This window comes from Aestuariivita sp. (assembly GCF_049276915.1).
In the GTDB taxonomy this organism is placed as follows: domain Bacteria; phylum Pseudomonadota; class Alphaproteobacteria; order Rhodobacterales; family Rhodobacteraceae; genus Aestuariivita.
Genome location: NZ_JBASXK010000122.1, coordinates 1 through 21,180, shown reverse-complemented (window position 1 = coordinate 21,180; position 21,180 = coordinate 1). Strand labels below are relative to the sequence as shown.

The following is a 21,180-nucleotide window of genomic DNA, read 5'->3' as shown; positions in this document are numbered from 1 at the left end:
TTCGCGAGGTTGTTCGAGATCGTCTCAACCCGCATTTGTTGTGCGGCCATTCCGGTCGCCGCAATTTTCAGAGCTTTCATGCCTGATCCTTTCTGGATTATCGGGTGAGAGATTTGATGGCTTCACGGATGCGTTCGTTTTCCGCATCCAGAAAGCTCTGGCCCATTTCATAGGCACGCTGCACTTCGATCATGCGCGCCATCTGAGAGATTGCATCCACATTCGAGCCTTCAAGAAAGCCCTGCAGAACGCGCGGGTTCACGGCCTCTTCAAACCCTGAATCGGATGAGAACATCACGCCGGCCTCTCGGCGCAATACACCGGGCGGGGAGGGAATGAAGATCCCGATCTGGCCCAGTATCTGGCCATCCGCTGAGACTGTTCCATCCTCGGAAACGGCAAGATCAGCCGCCCCGGGGGGCACAAAGACCGGTGCTCCGCCTGCATCCAGAACACGCAACCCGTCCAGCGTCACCAGATCCCCTTCGGCATTCGGTGCGAAATTGCCCGCCCGCGTCAGTCTTTCCCCGTCGGGGGTTTCGATCATGAAGAAGCCGTCGCCTTCAATCGCAAGATCGAACTGACCGCCGGTCTTTGTGAGAGCGCCTTGCATCATCGACGCACCACTGGCATTGCCAAAGGCCATCGAAACGGATGGCGCATCGTTCTGACGCTGCACGAATTCCGAGAAAACCATACCCTCCTGGCGAAAACCTGTTGTTGCCGCATTGGCGATGTTGTTGGCGACAACCTGCATTTCGCGCATCAGGCCAGATTGACGGGTCAGTGCGATGTATCCGGTTTGATCCATCAGACTCCTCCTGCGATGAGTGGGACGATTTCGTCCTGGAAAAAGGAAACGAGGCTTTGGGTCATGAACCCCATCGAGATCCAGTAAACGACGACAATGGCACCCAGTTTGGGCACGAAGGTCAGCGTGAGCTCCTGAATGGATGTCAGTGCCTGAAACAGACCGACGACCAGACCCGCAATCAGCGCCACAGTCAGGATCGGCAAAGACAGAACGACCGACACCCAAAGCCCCTGACGCAAAACGTCATAGAACACGGCCTCGTTCAGCATATCAGACGGGCATCCTCAGGATCTCCTGATACGCTTCGACAACCCGGTTGCGCACCGTGACTGCGGTTTCTACGGCCAGTTCAGCCTGTGCCAGGGCCTGGACCAAGGCATGCGGGTCTGCCGTGCCGGTCATCGCCTCCTTTGCCAGAACCTCGCTCTGTTTGAGGGTGTTTGCGAAATCCTGTGCGGCATTCGAAAACGCATCAGTTGCCGAGTTCTGGCTGGGCAGCGCTTCGGTGACGGGACGGGCGGCTGCGTATTTTCCGGCCGCAGTAAGGTTGTGAATATCCATTCTGGATGTCCTTTCGTGGTTAACGTCGCAAGAGTTCCATCAGGCTTGACGACATCTGTCGTGCCTGCTCGAACATTTTCAGATTGGCCTCATAGCTGCGCTGGGCTTCGCGTGCGTCGGCGATCTCGATGATCAGATCCACATTTGATCCGTCATAGTTTCCACTTTGATCGGCAAGAGGATGGCCGGGATCAAAGACGCGGGTCAGTGTGCTTTGGTCCAGTCTGACTGGTCCGGTGCGCACATCGCTGACTGCCCCGCCGGTGCCAGGAGACGCCTCGAACGGGATCGTTTTTCGCCGGTACCCCGGCGTGTCCGAATTCGAGATGTTTTCGGCCAAAAGCCGCAAGCGCTGGGACTGGGCCTGCAGACCGCTGGTGGTCACGGAAAGTGCTTTGGAAAACTCACTCATGCGAAACTCCTCAGGATTGTCGGCTGATGCTGCTGCGCAGGATCGTGAGAGAGGATTTGTAGATCGCCATGGCCCGATCATGCTGGCGCTTGACGTCCACCGCTTGCAGCATCTGGCTTTCGATTGTAACGGTGTTGCCGTTTGCGGATGCCGGTCCGGGTGTCTCGATGGCGCGTGGCTGCTGGCCTTGTGACTGCCCGAACAGATGACTGTCCCGCGTGGCGATCAATCTGGTCGCAAAGGATGGAGATTGATAGGTTTCGGCAAACGCGGGCAAATCACGCGCACGGTATCCCGGCGTGTCGGAGTTGGCCACGTTCTGCGCGACCAGGGCCTGCCTTTGGCCGGCATGACTGGCCATGGCATGTGCCAGTTTGAATACGTCCAGCGATGTGAACATCGGGGCTTCTCCCTCGATCCGTCTCAACCAAGGCTTAACGGTGATTCCTTTAAAAACGGTTTCAGCACGTCCAGGAGAGCGTACAGATGCACCACGGCCTTCAGGCACTCACCGCGCAGATTTCGCGCATTCCGCGCTGGCGTGCCGTTGGGCGTGTTTCGGGGGTTTCTTCGGGCATCTTGCATGTCAGCGGGCTGAGCGACGCGGCCTATATCGGATCGCAGGTCACGTTTCACGGCGATGATCGCCAGCATGTCACGGGCGAGGTCATTCAACTTGCAAAGGATCATGTTGCGGTGATGCCCCATGATCCGGTTGACCGGATTTCAATGGATGCCAAGGCCGTTCTTGATCCGCGCAATGCCTGTCTTGCCCCGTCAAGCAGCTGGATCGGCAGGGTGGTTGACCCGTTCGGATCGCCTCTGGACGGTATGCCCTTGATGCCCGGAGCGGTGGCGCGCCCAACGCAGATATCCGCGCCCGCTGCCAGCACCCGCGCACCGCTGGGCGGTCGGCTGAACACAGGCCTTGCTGCGCTGAACACATTCCTGCCACTGGTTCTGGGTCAGAGGCTTGGGCTTTTTGCAGGTTCCGGGGTCGGAAAGTCCAATATGCTGGCCGCGCTGTGTCGCGGGATGGAGGCTGATGTCGTAGTCGTCGCCATGATTGGTGAACGCGGACGTGAGTTGCGCCAGTTTGTCGAGGAAACGCTTGGGTCCGAAGGGATGGCGCGGTCCGTCATCGTGGCGACCACGTCGGATAAATCCGCCCTGTTGCGGCGTCGTTGTGCGTGGTCTGCCATGACGATCGCCGAGCATTTTCGCGAACAGGGAAAGAACGTTCTGCTTCTTGCCGATTCAGTCACCCGATTTGCCGAAGCCCATCGTGAGATCGCGCTGGCTGCAGGAGAATTCCCGGCATTGCGCGGCTATCCCGCATCGACGGCACAGATGATCATGTCCCTGTGTGAACGCGCAGGCCCCGGCCCGGTGGGCGAGGGCAGCATCACGGCCCTGTTCAGCGTGCTTGTGGCGGGTTCGGATTTCGAAGAGCCGATTGCCGATATTCTGCGCGGTGTTCTGGACGGCCATGTCATTCTGGATCGCAACATTGCCGAACGCGGACGATATCCGGCGATCAATCTGCTCAAATCCGTATCGCGCAGCCTGCCGCAGGCCGCCACACCGCAAGAAAACGAAACGCTTCAAGAGGCGCGCAGGCTTCTTGGCGCATATGAGGGCGCTGAAATGATGCTCAAGGCGGGTTTGTATTCCGAAGGCAGCGATCCTCTGGTGGACCGGGCGATGCGCATCTGGGGTGAGCTTGATCAGTTCATCGCAAAAGGTTCCGAGCCCGATGTATCGGCCAGCTTTGACAGGCTGAACCTGATCCTCAGACGCGCCGGGCCACGGTGACCTGTCAGCGCCAGACCTGATAGGGATCCGGCAAGGGGATCGCCGCCAGAAGCTCCCTTGTGTAATCGGCCTGGGGTGCCGCGAAAAGTCGGGCCGTTTCATTCTCCTCGACGATCTTGCCTTGATGCAGAACCAGCACGCGGGAACACAGCCGACGGATCACCGACAGGTCATGGCTGATAAAGGCCAGTGTCAGACCAAGTTCGCCCACCAGCTCGTCCAGGAGGTTCAGAACCTGCGCCTGAGACGACACATCCAGACCTGACACGATCTCATCCGCCAGAATGAATTCAGGGCGCAGTGCGACGGCGCGGGCGATGCCGACGCGTTGGCGCTGACCGCCGGACAATTCATGCGGATACCGTCGGGCAAAGCTGCGGGGCAGGCCGACCATATCCAGGGCCTCGTCCACGCGCGCAGCAATGTTGTCCAACCCATGCAGCTTGAGCGGCCCGGCAATGATCCCGCCCACCCGGCGACGCGGGTTCAATGACGACATCGGGTCCTGAAAGATCATCTGGAACCGCTGTCGCATGCCGCGCAGCCGATCCTCGGGCAAATGGGTGATATCCGTTCCATCAAAGCGGATCGTACCGCCCGTTGGCTCAAGAAGCCGCAGCATGGCGCGACCCAAGGTGGACTTGCCCGAGCCCGAGCCGCCGACGATCCCCAGCACCGCACCCTTTGGAACGTCGAAACTCAGCCCCTTCAGGATGTCGATCCGTGGGGCAGCGCCAAACAGCGGCTTATGTGCCATATCCGGAAGCGATAGCTGCAGGTCGCGAACTTCATACATCATGCGCCGGCCCTCGTGTCATGCTCACGGACCTCTTGCTCAACCGCGTCGATCACGGCTTGAGAGACCGGAGTAAGGCTGCCTTCGGGATCCAGATATGTGGGTGTGGCAGCCAGAAGCGCGGCGGAATAGGGGTGGATCGGCCGCATGAAAAAGCGCGTCATGCGTGCGTCTTCCACCACTTTGCCGGCATAAAGCACCGACAGCGTATCGCAGACCTTGGACACGACGCCCAGATCATGGGTCACGAACAACAAGGCCGTGCCGTGTCTGTCTTGCATTTCGTTGATCAGGCGCAGGATCTGCTTTTGCACCGTCACATCCAGCGCGGTGGTCGGTTCATCCGCAATAATCAGTTTCGGTTCGGCGGCAAAAGCCGATGCGATCAGGATACGTTGGCGCATGCCGCCCGACAGCTCGTGCGGATAGCTGCGCATGACCCGGTCGGGCGACGGGATATGCACTTCGTCCAGCAACTCCAGCGCGCGCGCTTCGGCATCGGACTTGCGCCAGCCCAGAATATCCACCAGTCGCCGCGTAATCTGCGGGCCGATCCGTTTGGACGGGTTCAGCGCTGTCAGCGGATCCTGTGGGATCAGCGCGGCCTTGGCCCCGATCAGCCGGCGTCGCTGGATCGCCGTCAGCGTCATGAGGTTGACACCATCCAGCCAGATCTCGCCCGATGTGATCTCAAGCGCACGGGGCAGGGTGCCCAGCACGGCCTTGCCGATCATGGACTTGCCCGCCCCGGATTCACCCACCAGCCCATGCACCTGACCAGCCGACACATCCAGAGAGACCGCCCGCAAGATCACCGGCCCCGCCTTCAGGCGCACGGTCAGGTTTCGTATCGAGAGATAGCCATTCATCGCAGCACCGGATCAAAGCGGTCTTTCAACCCTTCGCCCAGTTGTGAAAAACTCAGCACGGTCAGGAACAGGGTGACCAAAGGAAAGACCAGAACCCACCAGGCCTGATGAACCGATGTGCGCCCCTCGGCGATCATGCCGCCCCATGTCGGGCTGTCAGTCGAGATCGAGAGGTTCACGAAACTCAGAATAGCTTCGACGATCACCGCGATCCCCATTTCCAGCGTAAGCAGGGCGACGATGGTGGGCAGCACATTCGGCAGGATCTCGGTCAGCATGGTGCCAAAGCGTGTGCGACCGGCAACCTGAGCACTGACCACGTAGTCCATTGCGCCTTGTGACAATGTCTCGGCCCGGATGACGCGGGCAAAGCGTGTCCAGTCGATCACGACGATGGCGATGATGATGGATATCAAGCCGGGTCCAAGAACCGCGATCAGAAGGATTGCGAACAGAACCGGAGGAAAGGCCATCCAGATATCCACAAAGCGGCTGATCACCCGGTCCGTCCAGCCGCGATAAAAACCTGCCATCAGCCCCAGCGTGGCCCCCAGAAGGCAGGTCAAAACCCCCGCGACCAAGGCCACGATCAATGCCAGACGCGCCCCATAGAGGATGCGCGACAGCACATCCCGGCCCAGAGAATCCGTTCCCAGCCAATAGCCCGGTTCGGCCCCGTCCATCCAGAAGGGTGGCATGCGACCCAGAAACAGGTCCTGCATCAACGGATCATGCGGCGCGATCAGCGGCGCAAAGACTGCCGCCACAACCAAAAGCGTCAGCCATCCTCCGGATAGCCACAATCGCAGTCCGATGGGTCTGCGTACCTCACTGCGCGCGTCACGCATTGCGCAACCGCGGATTCAGCACGACATACAACATATCCACCACCAGATTGACGATGGTGAAGAGCAGCGCGAACAGGATCACGATGCCCTGGATCAGCGGCAGGTCCCGGTTGATGACCGCATCGATGGCCATGTTGCCCAACCCCTCATAGCTGAACAGCCGTTCGATGATCACGGTTCCGCCGATCAGGAAGGTAAACTGCACACCCACCAACGTCAGCGTCGGAAGCACGGCATTGGGCAGTGCTTCGCGCAGGATCACATGGTTTTCGCCATATCCCTTGGTCCGGGCAAGCGTCACGTAGTCCAGATGCATCGTCTCCTTGAGCGATTGTTTGAGCAGTTGCGCGATGATGGCCGCCAGGGGAATTGCCAGCGCCAGCGCGGGCATGAACATATGTCCGATCAGGTCCGCGATCACATCGAACCGCAGCCGCACAAGCGCTTCGAACAGATAGAAATTCGTGGCAAAATCTATGTCCAGCGAAGGCGAGATCCGACCCGAAATATGAAAGATCGGCCAGAGCACGCCAAACAACAGGATCAGCGCCAGACCCCACAGGAAATCCGGGATCGACAGCGCCATACCGGCTGTGACGTCGACCACGCCTTCGGTTTTCGTGCCACGATAAAGCGTGCCCAACAGCGCAAGCGATCCGCCAATCAACACCGCAATCACCAGCGCGACAATCGACAACTCAAGCGTTGCGGGCAGACGACCCAGAACCAGATCCGCCACCGGCTGGCGCAGCGAAATCGACGTGCCGAAATCCCCCTGCATCACATTGCTCAGCCAGATCACGAATTGCTCGAATATCGACTTGTCGAACCCGTATTGCGCCTGCAGCCGCGCGATGTCCTCTTCGGTCGCGCCGGGGGGCAGCATCATGGCAATCGGGTTCCCCGGAACCACACGGATCACTACAAAGACAATGACCGCAACGCCAAACAGCGTCACGGCAGTGGTCAGCAGCCGGATCAGGATGTTGCGCAAAAGTGCCATGGCAATCCAACAAAATAGGCGGGGCCGCGGATGCAGCCCCGCCGGTCAGTCAGGAACAGTTATGCCCGTGTCATCAGATGCGGCAGCAGCGCACCCGAGCGGTGGGGTACAACGTTGACCCCAGAGACATGCAGGATCGGCTGAACATACTGCAACAGCGGAATAACCTCGGCGTTTTCAGCGATCCGGCGATCAACCGCTTTCCAACCTTCGATCCGCTTGGCCTCGTCCGCCTCGGCCCAGAGCGGCAGGATGGCATCAAAGGTGTCCTGGCCATCCCAGACCGAATGGGGTGACGGTCCAAACATCGCAAAACCGGTCGAAGTGGTCGGATCCCCAACCGAGTTGCCCCAGTTGTAAAAGGCTGCCGGAGCAAGCTGATCCGCCGCGCGCAGTTCAAAGTGTTTGGCGATCTCATAGACTTCGATCTCGGCTTCGATCCCGACGCGACGCCACAGGCCGACAATGGCCTGAATCATCTCATAATCCTTGGGCTTGAAGCCTCGGGTGGTCTGGATCTTGAACTTCACCGGATTGTCAGGGCCATAGCCCGAAGCCGCCAACAGTTCCTTGGCCAGATCAGGGTCATAGGGCACCTTGATGCTGTCATCAAAGGCGATGTAATCGGGCGTCTGCAATGTGTCGATCGGGATGCCGTAACCAGACAGCAGACGATCCACGATCAGCTGTTTGTCGATGGCATGAGCCGCGGCCTTGCGCACGTTGGGATCTGTCATCACCTCGATATCATTCAGGAAGATCATGCCGATATCCGAAACAGGCGTGACGGTGCCCTCGATCCCGTCTTTCTCTTTCAGGCGATCGAATTCTTCGTATGGCACCTCAAGAGTGACATGCGAGTTACCCGACTCTACCTCGGCAACGCGGCTGGCGGCATCGGTCACGAATTTGATCGTCACGGTTTTGAATTCGGGTGCGCCACCCCAGTAATTCTCATTGGCTTTCAGGCGGACAAAGGCGTTGCGCTCGAACCGTTCGACCATATAGGGGCCAGAGCCGATGGGCGCGGCCTCAAACCCTTCTGCGCCGACCTCTTCATAGTACTTCTTCGGCATGACATAGCCGGTCAGGAACGACATCCACTTGAAGAATGTCGGCTCGAATTCCGGCATATTGGCGGTAACGCGGTTACCTTCGAACTGGATGTTGGTGATCTTGCCCCAGATGAACTGGATCGGGCTGCCGGTATCGGGGTTGGCCACACGGGCCAGCGACCAGGCCACGTCCTCGGCCGTCAGCGGATCGCCATTGTGCCAGGTGACGCCTTCGCGCACATCCATCCAGATCGCGGTATTGTCGTCGTTCCAGCCATAGTCGGTAATGATCCCCGAACCAAAGGACAGGTCCGGGTTCTGAGGGATATAGAGGTCGAACACCGACTGGTAGAAGCCTTGGATCGTCGGGTTCACCGCTGACAGACCCACGGTCGGGTCCCAGCTGGGCAGGTTCACATTATAGGCGATGACCAGTTCATCAATCGTGGATGCAAAGCTGGGCATGCCGACTGCGGCAAGGGTTGCCGCTGCGACCGATGTCTTGAGCAGGCGTCTTCTGGATAGTGTCATGATTGTAACTCCCGTGTTGATGTCTTTTCTGGTTATTTTCCTACCAGTTTGCGGGCCAGCATCGTGCCTGATCCCGCTCCGGTTCCCCCACCGGGCCAGACGGCGGCTCCGGTGTGATAGAGGTTCTTGATTGGCGTCGTTCCGTCCGCATAGCCGCGCGCCGGACGGTTCATGAAGTGTTGATGCAGATGGTGACTGCCGCAGACCTGATCGCCGCCGACAAGGTTGGGATTGTCGGCCTCCAGCTGAGCGGGCGTCACGATATGTTTGCCCAGGATACGCGACTGCGTGCCCGGAGCATAGCGTTCAACGATGTCCAGAGCGCGTTGCGCAAAGGGCGCTGCTGCGGTTTCCCAATCCGTGGCGTTGATCTCGCCTTTGGCATCGCCTCTGATCAAAGCCGGGGCCATCCGCACCTGCAGCCACAGCACATGCTTTCCATCAGGCGCGCGCGACGGGTCAACCACCGTGGGCTGGCCACAGACGATCACAGGCTCATCCGGAAGCAGGCCGGCTTTGGCCTGCGCATAGGTGCGCGCCATTTGATCCAGCGAGGGTGCCAGATGGACATAGGCAAATCGCTTCAGCTCGGGTGCCGACCAGTTGGGCAGGGACTCCATGGCCAGGTGGATCATCATCGTACCGGGCGCATATTGAAACCGTTCCATAGCGCGCTGATGGCGGGCCTCGCCTGTGCCGCCGGTCAGTCGCGCCAATGCTGTTGGCGATACATTGGCGATCACGGCCTTCTCGGCCTCGACAATCGAACCATCCGCCAGCGTTATCCCCGATGCGCGTCCGTTGCTGTGGCGGATGCCTGTCACGGTGGCGTTGCACTGAACGACCCCGCCCCGCGCCTGGATCATGGCGACCATGGCCTTGATCATCGTGTCAGCGCCGCCTTCGCCCAGCACCATGCCAAAGGCCTGACCGGCCATCGCTTCGAGGTAGGGAAACACCGCACCTCCGGCAACATCGGGTGCGAAATCCAGATGCATGCCCCAGGCCGCAAGAGTGGCTTTGACATGATCGCTTTCAAAGGTACTATCCAGCCAGGCGCGCGGCGACATCATCAGGAATCGCGCCAGATCCAGAGATCCTCCGCCGCCTTTGGCGCGCCACATCTTCCAGCTTAAAGATGAAATTGCACGTAAATTCATGGGTGAGCCCAGAATCGCGAAAATCGACTCAGCCTCACCGGGGAAGGCTTGGGTCAGCTCTGTCCATGCAGCCGCGTCCGCGTCGGAAAATCCCCGGACACGCGCCGTTGTAAGTGCAACATCATTCGAGATGCCCAACCAGCGCCCATCGGGAAAGACCGAGGCAAAGGGATTTCCGGTGGGTGCAAAAGCCAGCCCGTGCTTGGCCAGCTCGGGGGCATAATCTGAATGAAAAGCCGATCCTGCAAAGAGCGACAAGTTCATCGCGGCCCAGTCATGGCGAAAGCCCGGCAGCGTGTATTCGCCCGTCTTGACCGCGCCACCGGGTTCGGACGCCTGCTCATAGACAGCCACCTTCCACCCGCGCGCAGCAAGATGGCAGGCACAGGCCAGCGAATTGTGGCCCGCTCCGATGATCACTGCATCAGGTTTTATGGTCAGATCCCCTTCACACACTCGAACAAGATAATTGCAAACGCATGTAATTTTGTCTAGCTTTGAATCATCACAGAGCTGCCATATGAAACATGCGGCGATCAGGGAGAATGACAAGATGAATGCAACGGATATTGTAGGCAACCTGGGGGCCATGCTGGCCTCGGGCAAGGTGCAGGTCGTGGATTGTTCCAGTGTGCTCGGGCCTGACACGCCAATCCTGCAGCTGCCGCCGGATTTTGCCAAGAACACCCCCAAGATCGAGATCCACAAAATATCGGAATACGATTCTGATGGTCCGTTCTTTGCCTGGAACTGGATGGTGCTGGGCGAGCATTCCGGCACCCATTTTGACGCTCCCCATCACTGGATCACAGGCAAGGATTATGAAGATGGCTATACCGACACGCTGGATGTGCAGCGGCTGGTCGCGCCGGTCAACGTGATCGACTGCTCAAAGGAAGCGGCCGAAAACGAAGATTTTCTGCTGACGGCGGATGGCGTGAAAGCCTGGGAGAAAGAGCATGGCGAGATCGGCGCGGGCGAGTGGGTCGTCATGCGGACCGACTGGGACTCACGTGTCAACGACGAGGCCAAGTTCCTGAACGCCGACGAGACCGGACCGCATTCCCCCGGGCCGACCCCGGATTGCATCGAATACCTGCTGAGCAAGAAGATCGTCGGTTGGGGTACGCAATGCATCGGTACGGATGCGGGCCAGGCCGGCGGGATGGAACCTCCGTTCCCGGCTCACAACCTGTTGCACCGCGACAATTGCTTTGGGCTGGCAAGCCTTGCCAATCTGGACAAGCTTCCGCCAAAGGGCGCGATCCTGATCGCCACGCCGCTCAAGATCAAGAACGGAACCGGCAGCCCGATTCGTGCTCTGGCACTCGTCCCTACGGGCTGACGGGTGGCGCAATTCGACCACCTCATCATCGGGTCGGGCATCAATGCGTTGGTGGCCGCCGCGATGTTGTCGCGCAAGGGCGACAGTGTTCTGGTGGTCGAACGCGAGAGCCGCACCGGCGGCTGTATGTATACCTCCCAGGACGTAACGCTCCCTGGCTTTCATCACGACGTGATGGCGGCGACTTTCGTTCTGTTTCTGACCGGACCGGCACATGCCGCGCTGGGCGAAGATCTGGCCAGGCATGGGCTTGAGTTCTGCCATTCCCCCCATCCGACCGCCGTATTGCGCCCGGATGGCTCGGCCCTGCGCCTTGAGATGGACCGGGGTGCGAATGTCGCCGCCTTCAATGCGCGCAGCGCGGGCGACGGCGATCAGCATGCGGCGGATGTCGGGAGGATCGAACAGGACGCCGCGTTTCTCTTTGCCTTGCTGGGCCAGCCGCTTTGGTCGCGCCAGACGGCCATGCTGGTGGCCAAGCAGGCGTGGAAAAAAGGCCTTGGGCCTCTCAAGGCCTGGTTCGGAGAGGCGATGGAGCCTGCTCGCGGATGGCTGGAGACGCGCTACAGCAGCCCCGACGTTCAGGCGATATGGGCACCATGGGTGCTGCATGTCGGGCTGACACCCGAGGCCAGCTATGGCGGCCAGATGGCCCGCGTCATTGCCTTTGCGCTCGAGGCGGCAGGCGCGCCTGTCGTCAAAGGCGGAGCCGGGCAGGCGGCAGCGGCCTTCCAGTCCCTGATCGAGTCGCAAGGTGGCACGATCCGCACCGGGGTCGAGGCCGCGCGCATCATTGTACAAGCCGGCAAGGCTGTGGGTATCGAGACCTCGGAAGGGGAAACGATCCGCGCCACGTCTGTGATTGCCAGCACCGCACCCGGACAGCTTTATGACGGATTGCTTGGTGAAACCGCGAAACCCGCAACCACTAAGAAGTTCCGCCATGGGAGGGGTAACTTCCAACTGCATTACGCGCTGGATGGCCCGATAGACTGGGTTGGCGAAGGTCTGGATGAGGTGGCGCTGATCCACCTGACAGACGGCATTGATGCGGTGTCGAAATCATCCAACGAAGCCGAGCGCGGCATGTTGCCCGTCACGCCAACGATCTGTGTGGGTCAGCCCCACCGTCTGGATCCCACGCGCTGTCCCGAAGGCAAGGCCATACTCTGGCTGCAAATCCCGGATGCACCACCGGTGATCAAAGGGGATGCCGCGGGACAGATTGAAACCGTCCCCGACTGGACCGAAGCAATGCGCGAAGCTTTTGCGGATCGTATCGAGGACATACTGGCCAAACACATCCGGAACTGGGACCAGATCAAACTCAAGCGGCGCGCCTACTCTCCGGCCGATCTGCAGGCGATGAACGTCAATCTTGTGGGTGGCGATCCCTATGGCGGCGCGTGCACGCTGGATCAATTCTTTGTCTGGCGTCCTGTCGCCGGGCAGATCAACACCACCACGACCATTGCCAATCTCTATCACATCGGTGCCTCAACGCATCCCGGCCCCGGACTGGGCGGCGGGTCTGGCTTTAACGTGGCCAAAGGATTGGGCGCATGAGCGAAACCAAGGATATCATGACCAATGCCCCGCGTCTGGGCGAGATGGGTCTCGAGAATTTTGCGCCCTATCTGATGAACCGGATCATGGGGCGCTATAACGCCGCTTTGCGGGCCGAGATGGCTGATCTGGGCCTGACGACGCCGCAGATGCGGTCGCTGGCGGTGTTGTCGGTCGTCAACGGTATCCTGATCCGCGAATTGGCCGTTTATGCCGTGGTACAACAATCCACGCTCAGCCGTGCGCTGGACACATTGGACCAGACCGGGCTGATCCGGCGTGAGCCCGACGAACAGGACAGCCGCGCCACGCGCGTGTTCATCACCGATACCGGGCGTCAGGCCTATGACAGGCTTTGGCCACATATGTCACAGGCCTCCGAAGCGATGTTCCGGGGCATCGACGACAACCAACGGCGTGCCTTTGTCGGCACCCTTCAAACCATGTTGCGCAATATTCGCAAACACGACTTCTGAATCCGAGGAAACAAGATGGCAGAACGGTCATTCAAGGCTGAGGTAGAACACCTGCGCAAGGGGGACGGCGACGTCTTTACCGGCGAGGGAATTCTTGCGATTACCAAGGCACTTCTGGAGAACGGCGTCGGCTATGTCGGCGGCTATCAGGGTGCGCCGATCAGCCATTTGATGGACGTTCTGGCCGATGCCGAAGAGCTGATGGGCGAGCTGGGTGTGCGGTTCGAAGCGAATGCCTCCGAGGCCGCTGCCGCGGCGATGCTGGCGGCCAGCGTGCATTATCCGATCCGCGGAGCGGTCACGTTCAAGGGCCCTGTGGGTGTCAATGTGGCGTCGGACGCTCTGGCCAACCTGTGCTCATCCGGTGTGAACGGGGGCGCATTGATCATTGTCGGCGAGGATTACGGCGAAGGCTCCTCGATCATGCAGGAGCGGTCTCATGGCTTTGCGATGAAGTCGCAGTTCTGGCTGCTTGACCCACGCCCGAACCTGCCCTCGATCACCAAAGCGGTCAAAGACGGGTTCGAACTCAGCGAGGCCAGCAACACGCCGGTGATGCTGATGGTGCGCATTCGCTCGTGCCATGTGACGGGCAGTTTTGCGACCAGGAACAACGTGCCGCCGCCGCTAACCGTCAAGCAGGCCATTGCCAATCCGCAATCGGATTTCAATCGCGTCGTGCTGCCCCCGATGAGCTATCTGCACGAACAGGACAAGATCAAGAACCGCTGGCCCAATGCCGAAAAGTTCATCGTCGAGAACAAGCTGAACGAGGTGTTCGGCCCTGAAGACTCCAAGCTGGGCATCGTCGTGCAAGGTGGGATGTACAACGGTCTGATCCGTGCCTTGCAACGCCTTGGTCTGGCAGATGTCTTTGGCCAGTCCGAGGTTCCGATCTATTGCCTGAATGTGACCTACCCGATCGTACAAAGCGAATTCGCTGCGTTCTGTGAGGGCAAGGACCATGTGCTGGTGGTCGAGGAAGGACAACCCGAACATATCGAACAGATGCTGGGCAACTTCCTGTACAAGGCCGGTGCGACGCTCAAACTCTATGGCAAGGACGTGCTGCCCATGGCCGGTGAGTACACCGGTCAGGTGATGCTGGACGGTGTGACCGCCTTTCTCAAGAAGGCCGCGCCCGCGATGTTGCCGGGGCAGGTCCGCGCGCCCAATCAGGAAGCGCCCGAAATCCCCGATCTGTCCAAGACTGTGCCGATCCGACCGCCGGGATTTTGCACCGGCTGCCCAGAACGCCCGATTTTTGCCGGCATGAAACTGGTTGAACAGGAATTGGGAAAATCGCAGATCACAGCCGACATCGGCTGCCACCTGTTTGCCGCGTTACCGCCCTTTGAAATCGGCGGTGCCACCATGGGCTATGGTCTTGGGCCGGCGGCCAATGGTGCCTTCGATGGAGGCGGAGACAGGCGCGCCATCTCGATCCTTGGAGACGGTGGCTTCTGGCACAATGGACTCAGCTCGTCGATCGGGAACATGGTGTTCAACAAATCCGACAATGTGGTCGTGATCGTGGATAATTATTACTCGGCTGCGACCGGAGGGCAGGACATCCTGTCCAGTCGTGCGCAAAACGATACCAAGGCAACGAACAACCCGATTTCCAAGGCTCTCAAAGGCGTCGGGGTAGAGTGGATCCGCCAGATCGACCGCACCTATGATGTGGCCAAGGTTCGGGACACGGTGCGCGAGGCACTGACCACGGACTTCAAGGGCCCCAAGGTCATCGTGGCGTCGTCGGAATGCATGCTCAACAAGCAGCGCCGCGAGAAGCCCCTGCGCAACAAGGCGATCAAGGAGGGCCGTCGTGTGGATATTCCCCGCTTTGGCGTGGACAGCGACGTATGCACCGGGGATCACGCCTGTATTCGCTTGTCGGGCTGTCCGTCACTTTCGCTGAAACGGCTGGACGATCCGCTGCGCGACGATCCGATTGCGCATATCGACCAGACATGCGTGGGCTGCGGCAACTGCGGTGAGGTGGCCGATGCCGCCGTTCTGTGCCCGTCCTTTTATCGCGCGGATGTGGTGCACAATCCCAAAGGGTTCGAAAAGTGGCGCGCCGGGATACGGACCCGCGTCATCACCTGGTTGCAAACCCGGCGCGATGCCAAACGCATGCGCATGACCGGAGCACCGACATGAACATGGTGCTGGACCCAAAGGTTCCCGACGCGCGCGTCGGCCAGATCATCAAGCTGGCGGTCATGGCCGTCGGCGGTCAGGGCGGGGGCGTTCTGACCGGCTGGATCGAGGCCCTGGCGCGGTCTCAGGGCTATTTCTGTCAGGCAACCAGCGTTGCGGGCGTGGCGCAGCGCACTGGTGCCACGATCTATTACATCGAGATGCTGCCGGCATCGGATCAGGAGCCGGTCCTGGCCCTCGCACCGTCCAGCGGGGATGTGGATATCCTGATCGCCGCCGAGATGATGGAAGTGGGGCGCGCGGTGATGCGCGGTTTCGTGACGCCGGACCGTACGGTGTTGATTGGCTCGACACATCGCGCGCTGGCCGTGTCGGAAAAGACGGTGCCCGGTGACGGCATCGCCAATGCCGACGAAGTCCGCGCAGCGGCCGAGATTGCAGCCCAACATCTGATCCTTGCGGATATGGACCGTCTGGCCGTCGAGCAGGGCTCGGTCATCTCCTCCAGCCTCTTTGGTGCCTTGGCAGGATCCGGCGCGTTGCCTTTTCCGCGCGAGGCCTTCGAGGATGCCATCCGGGCCAGTGGCAAAGGCGTGGAAGCCTCTCTGCGGGCATTCGCGGCAGGGTTTGACGCAGCGGTTCAGGGTGTGGCACCCGTGGCCCAATCCTCACCGGAGACGGCCCCGAAACTTGAAGGACCAGCCGCCGGGATAAAGGCCTGGGAGGCACTGATGCAGCGTGTGCGGGCGCTGCCAGCTCCCGTGATTGCAATGGCACAGGCCGGGTTGATGAAGGTCGTTGATTTTCAGGATTGCGCGTATGGCACAACCTATCTTGATCGGCTCGACCGGATCATCGCGCGCGATGATGCCGCCCATGACTGGCAACTCAGCGCCACGGCCGCGAAATACATCGCCAATGCCATGGCCTATGACGACATCATCCGGGTGGCGGATCTGAAAACCCGTGCCCCGCGGCTGTCGCGGATCCGCGAGGAGATGGGTGCATCCGAGGAAAACCTGATCGAACTGACCGAGTTCTTTCACCCCCGGGCAGAAGAAATCGTCAGCCTGATGCCTGCGAAAATGGGGGCCAGATGGGAGGCCAGCCCCAGGCGGATGGCCGTCTTGAACCGGCTCTTCAACAAGGGGCGGCGCCTGCGCACGCATACGCTGCGATCATTCGTCATGCTGCATGTCCTTGGCGGGCTGAAGGGCTATCGCCTGCGCACCCTGCGCCACGCGGTCGAGGTGGCGCATCTTGAGACCTGGTTGCGCGACAGCCTGGCGGTTCTGGAGCAGGATTATGCCCTGTCCGTCGAACTGCTCAAGAACCGCCGCCTGGTCAAAGGCTATTCCGACACCCATGCGCGCGGTCTGACGAAGTTCGGCACCGTCATGGCGGCGGTCGATCTTCTGAACGGGCGCGAGGATGCTGCTGACTGGATGGCCCGTTTGCGCGAGGCTGCCCTCAAGGACCCCGAAGGCGAGGCCTTGGCCGGTGCCATCGCGACGGTGCGGAGTTTCGTCTGATACTGTCAAAGCAGCGCTTGGAGCGAGGAGCGCACGGTGACCTGGTCGCCCGAAAAGTGCCAACGCAGAGTGGAGTGGATACCGGGTCATGGCGCTCACTCAAGCCTGTGACGCAACCAACAGCGACAGCGCAATACTTGCACTGCTGGTGTTCAGGCCAAAACTGTTGATCTGTGAGCGCGCCAGATAGGTAGTGGTCAAACGGTCCAGGTTTTCGGGTTGGACAAGTTCCGTAATACTGTCTGTTCCAAGCTTTTGGCGCGCTTTGTCCCGAAAGACTTCAAGCTGCTTGTCGATATCGATTTGCCCAAAGCTGGCGGGCAACCCCAGTGCCGTTTCCATCATGCTGCGCAGCGGCGGCAAGCCCATGATCGAAAACCACTGCGCCTCCATGCTCTTTCCACTTTGCGCCAGATCCGCCAGTTCCCGCTGCGCGAACAAGGCGATGCGCATCGTCTCATCCTGTGCACCGACAGCTTGTTCGAATTGCTGGGTTTCATAGAGGCCGATCACCCGTTCCGCAAAGCCGGGCAGGATCGTCTGGGGGATCTGATTGGGCCCGAAACCCAGCGCGTCGCTAAAGGACTTATAGCGTTCATCCGCCAATCGGTTGGCCAGCGCATCGCGCGCTTCTGTACCATCCTCCAGGATCCGCTGCACAAAGGCGCGGTTGTCGATGTCATCTGCCAGACCGTATGCGCCCAACGCCACGGACAAGAGACGTCGATCCGACACAAGATCCTCAGCCGTCAGGACATTCGAGATGTTCTCTCGAAAATAGTCGGTGTCGCGCTGCAACTGCGGGGATGCGTTGAACGCCGCGAATTGACTGTCGTATGTCCGTTGCAGGAACGACCACCCGGCGATGCCGGACAAAGGGACAACCGGTTGAAAGCTCATCTGCGGTTTGCCGCCAAAAGTCGTTCCTCTCGCGGAAGCAGGCTGCGCAGGGCCTTCAGGCAGAGGTAATGTTGATCATTGACCAGCGCATGTGTCGCCTGTGCGATGGATGCGCGACTGTCGGGATCCTTGAAAACCTGGCTCAGCTCTTCGATGCGGCGTAGCAAAGCCATGCGGCTTTCCTTCGGGCCTGCATCCCCGGTCAACACAAGCTGTGCGGCATAGCAGACCCGCTTGACCGGCGTCGTTGCCTCATCAGGATGAATCGCGTCGCGCAAACGCAATACGTTGGCGTCCGGCGTCACAATGGACAGCCGGCTGCGCCGGTCCCCGTTTTCGATCACCGCACCGTTGATCAGGACGCGTTCCTTTGGACCCAGTTTCAGAACAAGACCAGCCATTCAAGATGTCCCCGGATTCAGGCCGCGCATGATCGCGGTGTTGATCTCGACAAGGTCTGTGATGTCCTCTGTCCTGGCGAGAACCTTGCGAGTATGCGCAAAGGTGAACTCGGCCAGAGAAAATATCTGAGCACGCAGTGTTTCCGGCAAGCCATTGGCATCGGACGAGACATCCGAGGCAAAGATCTGCCAAAGCCTGCGATTGTCATTCAGCGCGACTGCGAATGCGGCAAAGTCTGCCTCTCTTGTTGCGGCCGTTACTTTCAGCTTGTGGGTGATCCGCGCAATCGTTTCATACTCAAGGCTTTTTGCTGTTCGTGTTGGGGCAGCTCCTGCTGCATAAGCGCTTTGCGCTCTCAATGTCGCATTCACGTGTCGACCTCGGCTCTCAAAAGGGAAAAGGCTGGAGGCCGGAGCGCAGATGCACCCCGGCCATTCTCATTACCGGAACAGCGACAACAGCGTCTGTGGTGCCTGGTTGGCAATCGACAGCGCCTGAACACCCAACTGCTGCTGGGTCTGCAATGCCTGAAGCCGTGCCGAGGCGGCTTCCATATCGGTGTCCACAAGGGAGCCGATGCCCGATTTCATGGCGTCCGAGAGTTTGCCGACAAAGACCTGTTGATCTTCCAGTCGCTTGCCCGATGCACCCAGTGCAGCGGCACCGTCAATGGCGAGTGTCAGAAAGGCTTCGATTTCACCAAGCGCCGTCGCCGCAGTTGTTGTGTTTGTAATCGCGGTCAGGTTGCCTGCACCCAAAAGGTCGATGTTTGCCTCAAAGTCGACCGTATCAACCGTGATCGTGCTGGGTGTTGGTGTGGCAGAACCCACCCGGTCAAGCGACGAAATCACGGACAGGCTTGTCACGCCCGCATTGCCATCCACGCTGGTTGCCAGCAAGTTTGCGCCGTTGAACTGCGCAGCTGAGATGATCGAGTCAACCTGCGCGGCACGCTCTGCGATATCGGCCTGAATCTTCGCGAAATCCACGTTTTCCGAATTCGCCGAGATTGCGAGCTCTTTCATGTCGGTCAGAACGGTGACGATCTGATCCGCCGCTGCCGAAGCAACAGCCACGGTCGATTCACCAAGTGCAAGGGAATCAGAGACTGCATTAAAGCCCGCGACATCCGCCTCCATCACCTTGGAGATTGCCCAGATCGCCGATCCGTCCTTGGCGGTTGCGATATCCTTGCCTGTCGAGATCGCGTTCTGGGTGTCTGCAAGATTCGAGTTGATTGTTTTGAGGGTCTGCAGCGCGATCATTGCGCTGTTGTTCGTCAGAATACTGGTCATAAGTCAGGTTCCTTGTTGCTTCCAATGACGCTTTTGCGCCAAAACTCTCCGCCCCAAATGAAAGAGCAGCTCGAAACGCCTTTCTGACGATTGCGTGCGCGATGGTGTCTTCGCCGCGCCATCCGCCTTGGGATGCAAGGGCACTTTGGCGGCCAAATGCTAATGCTTTGCTAAACCGCCTGGCGACATTGCGCGGCATTTGAGACGAAACGCCCTGATCAAGCGCGCTTTTCGATCTGGCGCGCGGCATCATTGATGATCTTGCGGATCGAGCCAGAGCGATCATAGGTGTGCAGTGCCTGCCGGACTTGGCGCATCTCGCTCATGCGCGCGGCGACTGCGCGAATCCCCTCCAGAGCACTGTTCATCAGACTCTGATTGCGGGTGATCTTGTCATGCAGCCTGATCAGTTCCGTGTGCGGCAGATCGGTCCGGGCATTCAACAGGTCGATCAAACGTTCCTTGTTTTCGGCCAAACGGGTCATGGCATCGACATCCCCTTTCAGCAGCGCAGCACGCTCTGTCTCAAGAATGTCCTCAAGTGCGCCGACCAGATCCTGTGCTGATTCAGTTGCCATTGCCACGCTCCTTCAATGCATCAAAAATCGATTCCGCCAGTCCGATTCCTCCGGCGCGTGCCATTTGCAGCGCCTGCTCCTGAACGAGGAACGAGCTGAATTGATCCTCTCCGGTGCTGCCCCCGAATTCGCTGCGCGTCTCGCCCAGGCCAGCGGATTTCAGCATCTCAGCCAGAAAACGCGCCTCAAGCTGTATCGCGGCCTCGCGCAATTGGGTGTCGTTTCGGATCTGCGGGGCAGGGGCGTGTTCGGTCAGGTTGGGGGGAATCATGCTGTTGCCTCGAATTGGAGTGATTTTGTGAGACTGTGCCGCAGAGCGGTAAAGAACCGGTAAGCAGATGCGGTCATGTTGGGCTCAACTGAGGACGATTCCCGGAGCAGCCATGATGATCGACCCACTTTTGCCACCGACGCCTGCGATGGTCGTACCCCGCGCTGGTGTCCCCGGGGAACCTGGTGCCACTGTATCGCCGCAACGGGATTTCGGAAACGTTCTGGCCGCTCTTCTTGCGAAACCCGCTGCGGATCCGTTGCCTGACGCTGGGGCCGGCACTGACCAAGATCAGGATATACCTGAGGCTGCAGCCGAAGTGGCCGCCGATCCGGACCAAGTTGAACAAATGCAGGGGGCGATTTCCAACGATGCAATGCCCCAACACCTGCCGGCCACATCATCGCATGGGGTAAAGGCCGACGGTGAAACAGGATCGCCAGAAGACAAGGCGCGCATGATCGACAGGAACGATCGGCAGGTACACACCCATGCAGATGATGCCGGGATCAAGTCCGGTGTCCCCGTCATGAAAAGCGCCAGGTCCGGACCGGCTGAGGGGGCAGAGACATCTGGCGCGCTCATGCCACCTGCAGGCCTGACCGACAGGTTCATCTTCGAAAAGCCCGTCGCCGAGGCGAAGCCTCACGTGTCTGCCTCGATCGAACACAGGCCGGTGGCGTCACCCTCTGGAGCCGGTGTTTTCCTGCTGACCCAGACACCTGTGGCCTCCTTTGATGATCTGTCCAGGACAACGCAAGGCAACAGCGATGATCGCGGGCCCG

25 protein-coding genes are annotated in these 21,180 nt (G+C 59.7%); 7 read left to right on the top strand and 18 right to left on the bottom strand.

Features of this window, described 5'->3' with window-relative positions:
- From WAO69_RS13055 to WAO69_RS13030, 6 genes are all read right to left on the bottom strand, one after another.
- Nucleotides 1-80: flagellar basal body protein (locus WAO69_RS13055; protein ID WP_422179815.1), on the bottom strand; the 80-nt coding region annotated here is incomplete at its 3' end.
- Nucleotides 81-97: 17 nt separating this feature from the next.
- Nucleotides 98-811, bottom strand: coding sequence for a flagellar hook-basal body complex protein (locus WAO69_RS13050; protein ID WP_422179813.1), 714 nt, complete (start codon nt 809-811; stop codon nt 98-100).
- Nucleotides 811-1,083: a flagellar biosynthetic protein FliQ gene (locus WAO69_RS13045; RefSeq protein ID WP_422179811.1), complete on the bottom strand. Its 273-nt coding sequence runs from the start codon at nt 1,081-1,083 to the stop codon at nt 811-813. The genes WAO69_RS13050 and WAO69_RS13045 overlap by 1 nt, the downstream gene beginning before the upstream one ends.
- Before the next feature lies 1 nt (nt 1,084).
- A complete protein-coding gene (gene fliE, locus WAO69_RS13040; RefSeq protein WP_422179809.1) occupies nt 1,085-1,375 on the bottom strand; it encodes a flagellar hook-basal body complex protein FliE in 291 nt (96 codons plus the stop codon).
- A 19-nt stretch (nt 1,376-1,394) separates the two neighbouring features.
- Nucleotides 1,395-1,787 carry a flagellar basal body rod protein FlgC gene (gene flgC, locus WAO69_RS13035; RefSeq protein WP_422179807.1) on the bottom strand — a complete coding sequence of 131 codons (393 nt, stop codon included), beginning with the start codon at nt 1,785-1,787 and terminating at the stop codon, nt 1,395-1,397.
- Between the two features lie 10 nt (nt 1,788-1,797).
- Nucleotides 1,798-2,187 carry a FlgB family protein gene (locus WAO69_RS13030; protein ID WP_422179805.1) on the bottom strand — a complete coding sequence of 130 codons (390 nt, stop codon included), beginning with the start codon at nt 2,185-2,187 and terminating at the stop codon, nt 1,798-1,800.
- An 86-nt stretch (nt 2,188-2,273) separates the two neighbouring features.
- On the opposite strand from WAO69_RS13030, the gene WAO69_RS13025 reads away from it, so the two are divergent.
- Complete coding sequence (locus WAO69_RS13025) at nt 2,274-3,602, top strand: FliI/YscN family ATPase (RefSeq protein WP_422179803.1); 1,329 nt, start codon at nt 2,274-2,276, stop codon at nt 3,600-3,602.
- A 4-nt stretch (nt 3,603-3,606) separates the two neighbouring features.
- On the opposite strand, the gene WAO69_RS13020 is transcribed toward WAO69_RS13025, so the two are convergent.
- The 6 genes from WAO69_RS13020 to WAO69_RS12995 are packed head-to-tail and all read right to left on the bottom strand — an operon-like array spanning nt 3,607 to nt 10,320.
- Nucleotides 3,607-4,401: an ATP-binding cassette domain-containing protein gene (locus WAO69_RS13020; RefSeq protein WP_422179801.1), complete on the bottom strand. Its 795-nt coding sequence runs from the start codon at nt 4,399-4,401 to the stop codon at nt 3,607-3,609.
- Nucleotides 4,398-5,267: an ABC transporter ATP-binding protein gene (locus tag WAO69_RS13015; protein ID WP_422179799.1), complete on the bottom strand. Its 870-nt coding sequence runs from the start codon at nt 5,265-5,267 to the stop codon at nt 4,398-4,400. The genes WAO69_RS13020 and WAO69_RS13015 overlap by 4 nt, the downstream gene beginning before the upstream one ends.
- Nucleotides 5,264-6,115: an ABC transporter permease gene (locus WAO69_RS13010; protein ID WP_422179797.1), complete on the bottom strand. Its 852-nt coding sequence runs from the start codon at nt 6,113-6,115 to the stop codon at nt 5,264-5,266. The genes WAO69_RS13015 and WAO69_RS13010 overlap by 4 nt, the downstream gene beginning before the upstream one ends.
- On the bottom strand, nt 6,108-7,118 hold the full coding sequence (locus WAO69_RS13005; protein WP_422179795.1) for an ABC transporter permease: 1,011 nt from the start codon (nt 7,116-7,118) through the stop codon (nt 6,108-6,110). The genes WAO69_RS13010 and WAO69_RS13005 overlap by 8 nt, the downstream gene beginning before the upstream one ends.
- Nucleotides 7,119-7,177: 59 nt before the next feature.
- Nucleotides 7,178-8,704, bottom strand: coding sequence for an ABC transporter substrate-binding protein (locus tag WAO69_RS13000; protein ID WP_422179793.1), 1,527 nt, complete (start codon nt 8,702-8,704; stop codon nt 7,178-7,180).
- 32 nt (nt 8,705-8,736) lie between these two features.
- Nucleotides 8,737-10,320, bottom strand: coding sequence for a phytoene desaturase family protein (locus WAO69_RS12995; protein WP_422179791.1), 1,584 nt, complete (start codon nt 10,318-10,320; stop codon nt 8,737-8,739).
- Between the two features lie 97 nt (nt 10,321-10,417).
- On the opposite strand from WAO69_RS12995, the gene WAO69_RS12990 reads away from it, so the two are divergent.
- From WAO69_RS12990 to WAO69_RS12970, 5 genes are read left to right on the top strand one after another with little or no spacing between them, the layout of a single operon-like run.
- Nucleotides 10,418-11,209 (top strand): cyclase family protein, encoded by a 792-nt coding sequence (locus WAO69_RS12990; RefSeq protein WP_422179789.1) that lies wholly within the window; start codon nt 10,418-10,420, stop codon nt 11,207-11,209.
- Nucleotides 11,210-11,212: 3 nt separating this feature from the next.
- Nucleotides 11,213-12,775 carry a phytoene desaturase family protein gene (locus WAO69_RS12985; protein ID WP_422179787.1) on the top strand — a complete coding sequence of 521 codons (1,563 nt, stop codon included), beginning with the start codon at nt 11,213-11,215 and terminating at the stop codon, nt 12,773-12,775.
- On the top strand, nt 12,772-13,251 hold the full coding sequence (locus WAO69_RS12980; protein ID WP_422179785.1) for a MarR family winged helix-turn-helix transcriptional regulator: 480 nt from the start codon (nt 12,772-12,774) through the stop codon (nt 13,249-13,251). The genes WAO69_RS12985 and WAO69_RS12980 overlap by 4 nt, the downstream gene beginning before the upstream one ends.
- 15 nt (nt 13,252-13,266) lie before the next feature.
- Nucleotides 13,267-15,417: a thiamine pyrophosphate-dependent enzyme gene (locus WAO69_RS12975; protein WP_422179783.1), complete on the top strand. Its 2,151-nt coding sequence runs from the start codon at nt 13,267-13,269 to the stop codon at nt 15,415-15,417.
- Nucleotides 15,414-16,949, top strand: a complete 1,536-nt coding sequence (locus tag WAO69_RS12970; protein WP_422179781.1) for an indolepyruvate oxidoreductase subunit beta family protein — start codon at nt 15,414-15,416, stop codon at nt 16,947-16,949. Before WAO69_RS12975 ends, WAO69_RS12970 begins: the two co-directional genes overlap by 4 nt.
- 99 nt (nt 16,950-17,048) lie before the next feature.
- Here WAO69_RS12970 and WAO69_RS12965 read toward each other — a convergent pair whose 3' ends face one another.
- From WAO69_RS12965 to WAO69_RS12940, 6 genes are all read right to left on the bottom strand, one after another.
- Entirely contained in the window at nt 17,049-17,849 is an 801-nt protein-coding gene (locus WAO69_RS12965) for a DUF1217 domain-containing protein (protein WP_422179779.1), read from the bottom strand.
- Nucleotides 17,846-18,250 carry a flagellar biosynthesis repressor FlbT gene (gene flbT, locus WAO69_RS12960; protein ID WP_422179777.1) on the bottom strand — a complete coding sequence of 135 codons (405 nt, stop codon included), beginning with the start codon at nt 18,248-18,250 and terminating at the stop codon, nt 17,846-17,848. Before flbT ends, WAO69_RS12965 begins: the two co-directional genes overlap by 4 nt.
- On the bottom strand, nt 18,251-18,610 hold the full coding sequence (flaF, locus tag WAO69_RS12955) for a flagellar biosynthesis regulator FlaF (RefSeq protein WP_422179775.1): 360 nt from the start codon (nt 18,608-18,610) through the stop codon (nt 18,251-18,253).
- An 81-nt stretch (nt 18,611-18,691) separates the two neighbouring features.
- Nucleotides 18,692-19,546 (bottom strand): flagellin, encoded by an 855-nt coding sequence (locus WAO69_RS12950; RefSeq protein ID WP_422179773.1) that lies wholly within the window; start codon nt 19,544-19,546, stop codon nt 18,692-18,694.
- Between the two features lie 218 nt (nt 19,547-19,764).
- Nucleotides 19,765-20,124: a flagellar biosynthesis protein FlgN gene (locus tag WAO69_RS12945; RefSeq protein WP_422179771.1), complete on the bottom strand. Its 360-nt coding sequence runs from the start codon at nt 20,122-20,124 to the stop codon at nt 19,765-19,767.
- On the bottom strand, nt 20,114-20,395 hold the full coding sequence (locus WAO69_RS12940) for a rod-binding protein (RefSeq protein WP_422179769.1): 282 nt from the start codon (nt 20,393-20,395) through the stop codon (nt 20,114-20,116). Before WAO69_RS12940 ends, WAO69_RS12945 begins: the two co-directional genes overlap by 11 nt.
- Before the next feature lie 376 nt (nt 20,396-20,771).
- On the opposite strand from WAO69_RS12940, the gene WAO69_RS12935 reads away from it, so the two are divergent.
- Nucleotides 20,772-21,180, top strand: a 409-nt coding sequence (locus WAO69_RS12935) for a hypothetical protein (protein WP_422179767.1), incomplete at its 3' end; no start/stop codon positions are given.

Excerpts from the sequence above, each read along its gene's own strand:
- WAO69_RS12970 (WP_422179781.1), top strand. The coding sequence starts at position 15,414 with ATGAACATGGTGCTGGACCCAAAGGTTCCCGACGCGCGCGTCGGCCAG.
- flbT (WP_422179777.1), bottom strand. The coding sequence starts at position 18,250 with ATGGCTGGTCTTGTTCTGAAACTGGGTCCAAAGGAACGCGTCCTGATC.
- WAO69_RS13030 (WP_422179805.1), bottom strand. The coding sequence starts at position 2,187 with ATGTTCACATCGCTGGACGTATTCAAACTGGCACATGCCATGGCCAGT.
- WAO69_RS13050 (WP_422179813.1), bottom strand. The coding sequence starts at position 811 with ATGGATCAAACCGGATACATCGCACTGACCCGTCAATCTGGCCTGATG.
- WAO69_RS13015 (WP_422179799.1), bottom strand. The coding sequence starts at position 5,267 with ATGAATGGCTATCTCTCGATACGAAACCTGACCGTGCGCCTGAAGGCG.
- WAO69_RS12990 (WP_422179789.1), top strand. The coding sequence starts at position 10,418 with ATGAATGCAACGGATATTGTAGGCAACCTGGGGGCCATGCTGGCCTCG.
- WAO69_RS12965 (WP_422179779.1), bottom strand. The coding sequence starts at position 17,849 with ATGAGCTTTCAACCGGTTGTCCCTTTGTCCGGCATCGCCGGGTGGTCG.
- WAO69_RS13020 (WP_422179801.1), bottom strand. The coding sequence starts at position 4,401 with ATGATGTATGAAGTTCGCGACCTGCAGCTATCGCTTCCGGATATGGCA.
- WAO69_RS12950 (WP_422179773.1), bottom strand. The coding sequence starts at position 19,546 with ATGACCAGTATTCTGACGAACAACAGCGCAATGATCGCGCTGCAGACC.
- WAO69_RS12940 (WP_422179769.1), bottom strand. The coding sequence starts at position 20,395 with ATGATTCCCCCCAACCTGACCGAACACGCCCCTGCCCCGCAGATCCGA.
- WAO69_RS12975 (WP_422179783.1), top strand. The coding sequence starts at position 13,267 with ATGGCAGAACGGTCATTCAAGGCTGAGGTAGAACACCTGCGCAAGGGG.
- WAO69_RS12980 (WP_422179785.1), top strand. The coding sequence starts at position 12,772 with ATGAGCGAAACCAAGGATATCATGACCAATGCCCCGCGTCTGGGCGAG.
- fliE (WP_422179809.1), bottom strand. The coding sequence starts at position 1,375 with ATGGATATTCACAACCTTACTGCGGCCGGAAAATACGCAGCCGCCCGT.
- WAO69_RS13045 (WP_422179811.1), bottom strand. The coding sequence starts at position 1,083 with ATGCTGAACGAGGCCGTGTTCTATGACGTTTTGCGTCAGGGGCTTTGG.
- WAO69_RS13025 (WP_422179803.1), top strand. The coding sequence starts at position 2,274 with ATGCACCACGGCCTTCAGGCACTCACCGCGCAGATTTCGCGCATTCCG.
- WAO69_RS13010 (WP_422179797.1), bottom strand. The coding sequence starts at position 6,115 with ATGCGTGACGCGCGCAGTGAGGTACGCAGACCCATCGGACTGCGATTG.
- WAO69_RS13000 (WP_422179793.1), bottom strand. The coding sequence starts at position 8,704 with ATGACACTATCCAGAAGACGCCTGCTCAAGACATCGGTCGCAGCGGCA.
- WAO69_RS13005 (WP_422179795.1), bottom strand. The coding sequence starts at position 7,118 with ATGGCACTTTTGCGCAACATCCTGATCCGGCTGCTGACCACTGCCGTG.
- flgC (WP_422179807.1), bottom strand. The coding sequence starts at position 1,787 with ATGAGTGAGTTTTCCAAAGCACTTTCCGTGACCACCAGCGGTCTGCAG.
- WAO69_RS12945 (WP_422179771.1), bottom strand. The coding sequence starts at position 20,124 with ATGGCAACTGAATCAGCACAGGATCTGGTCGGCGCACTTGAGGACATT.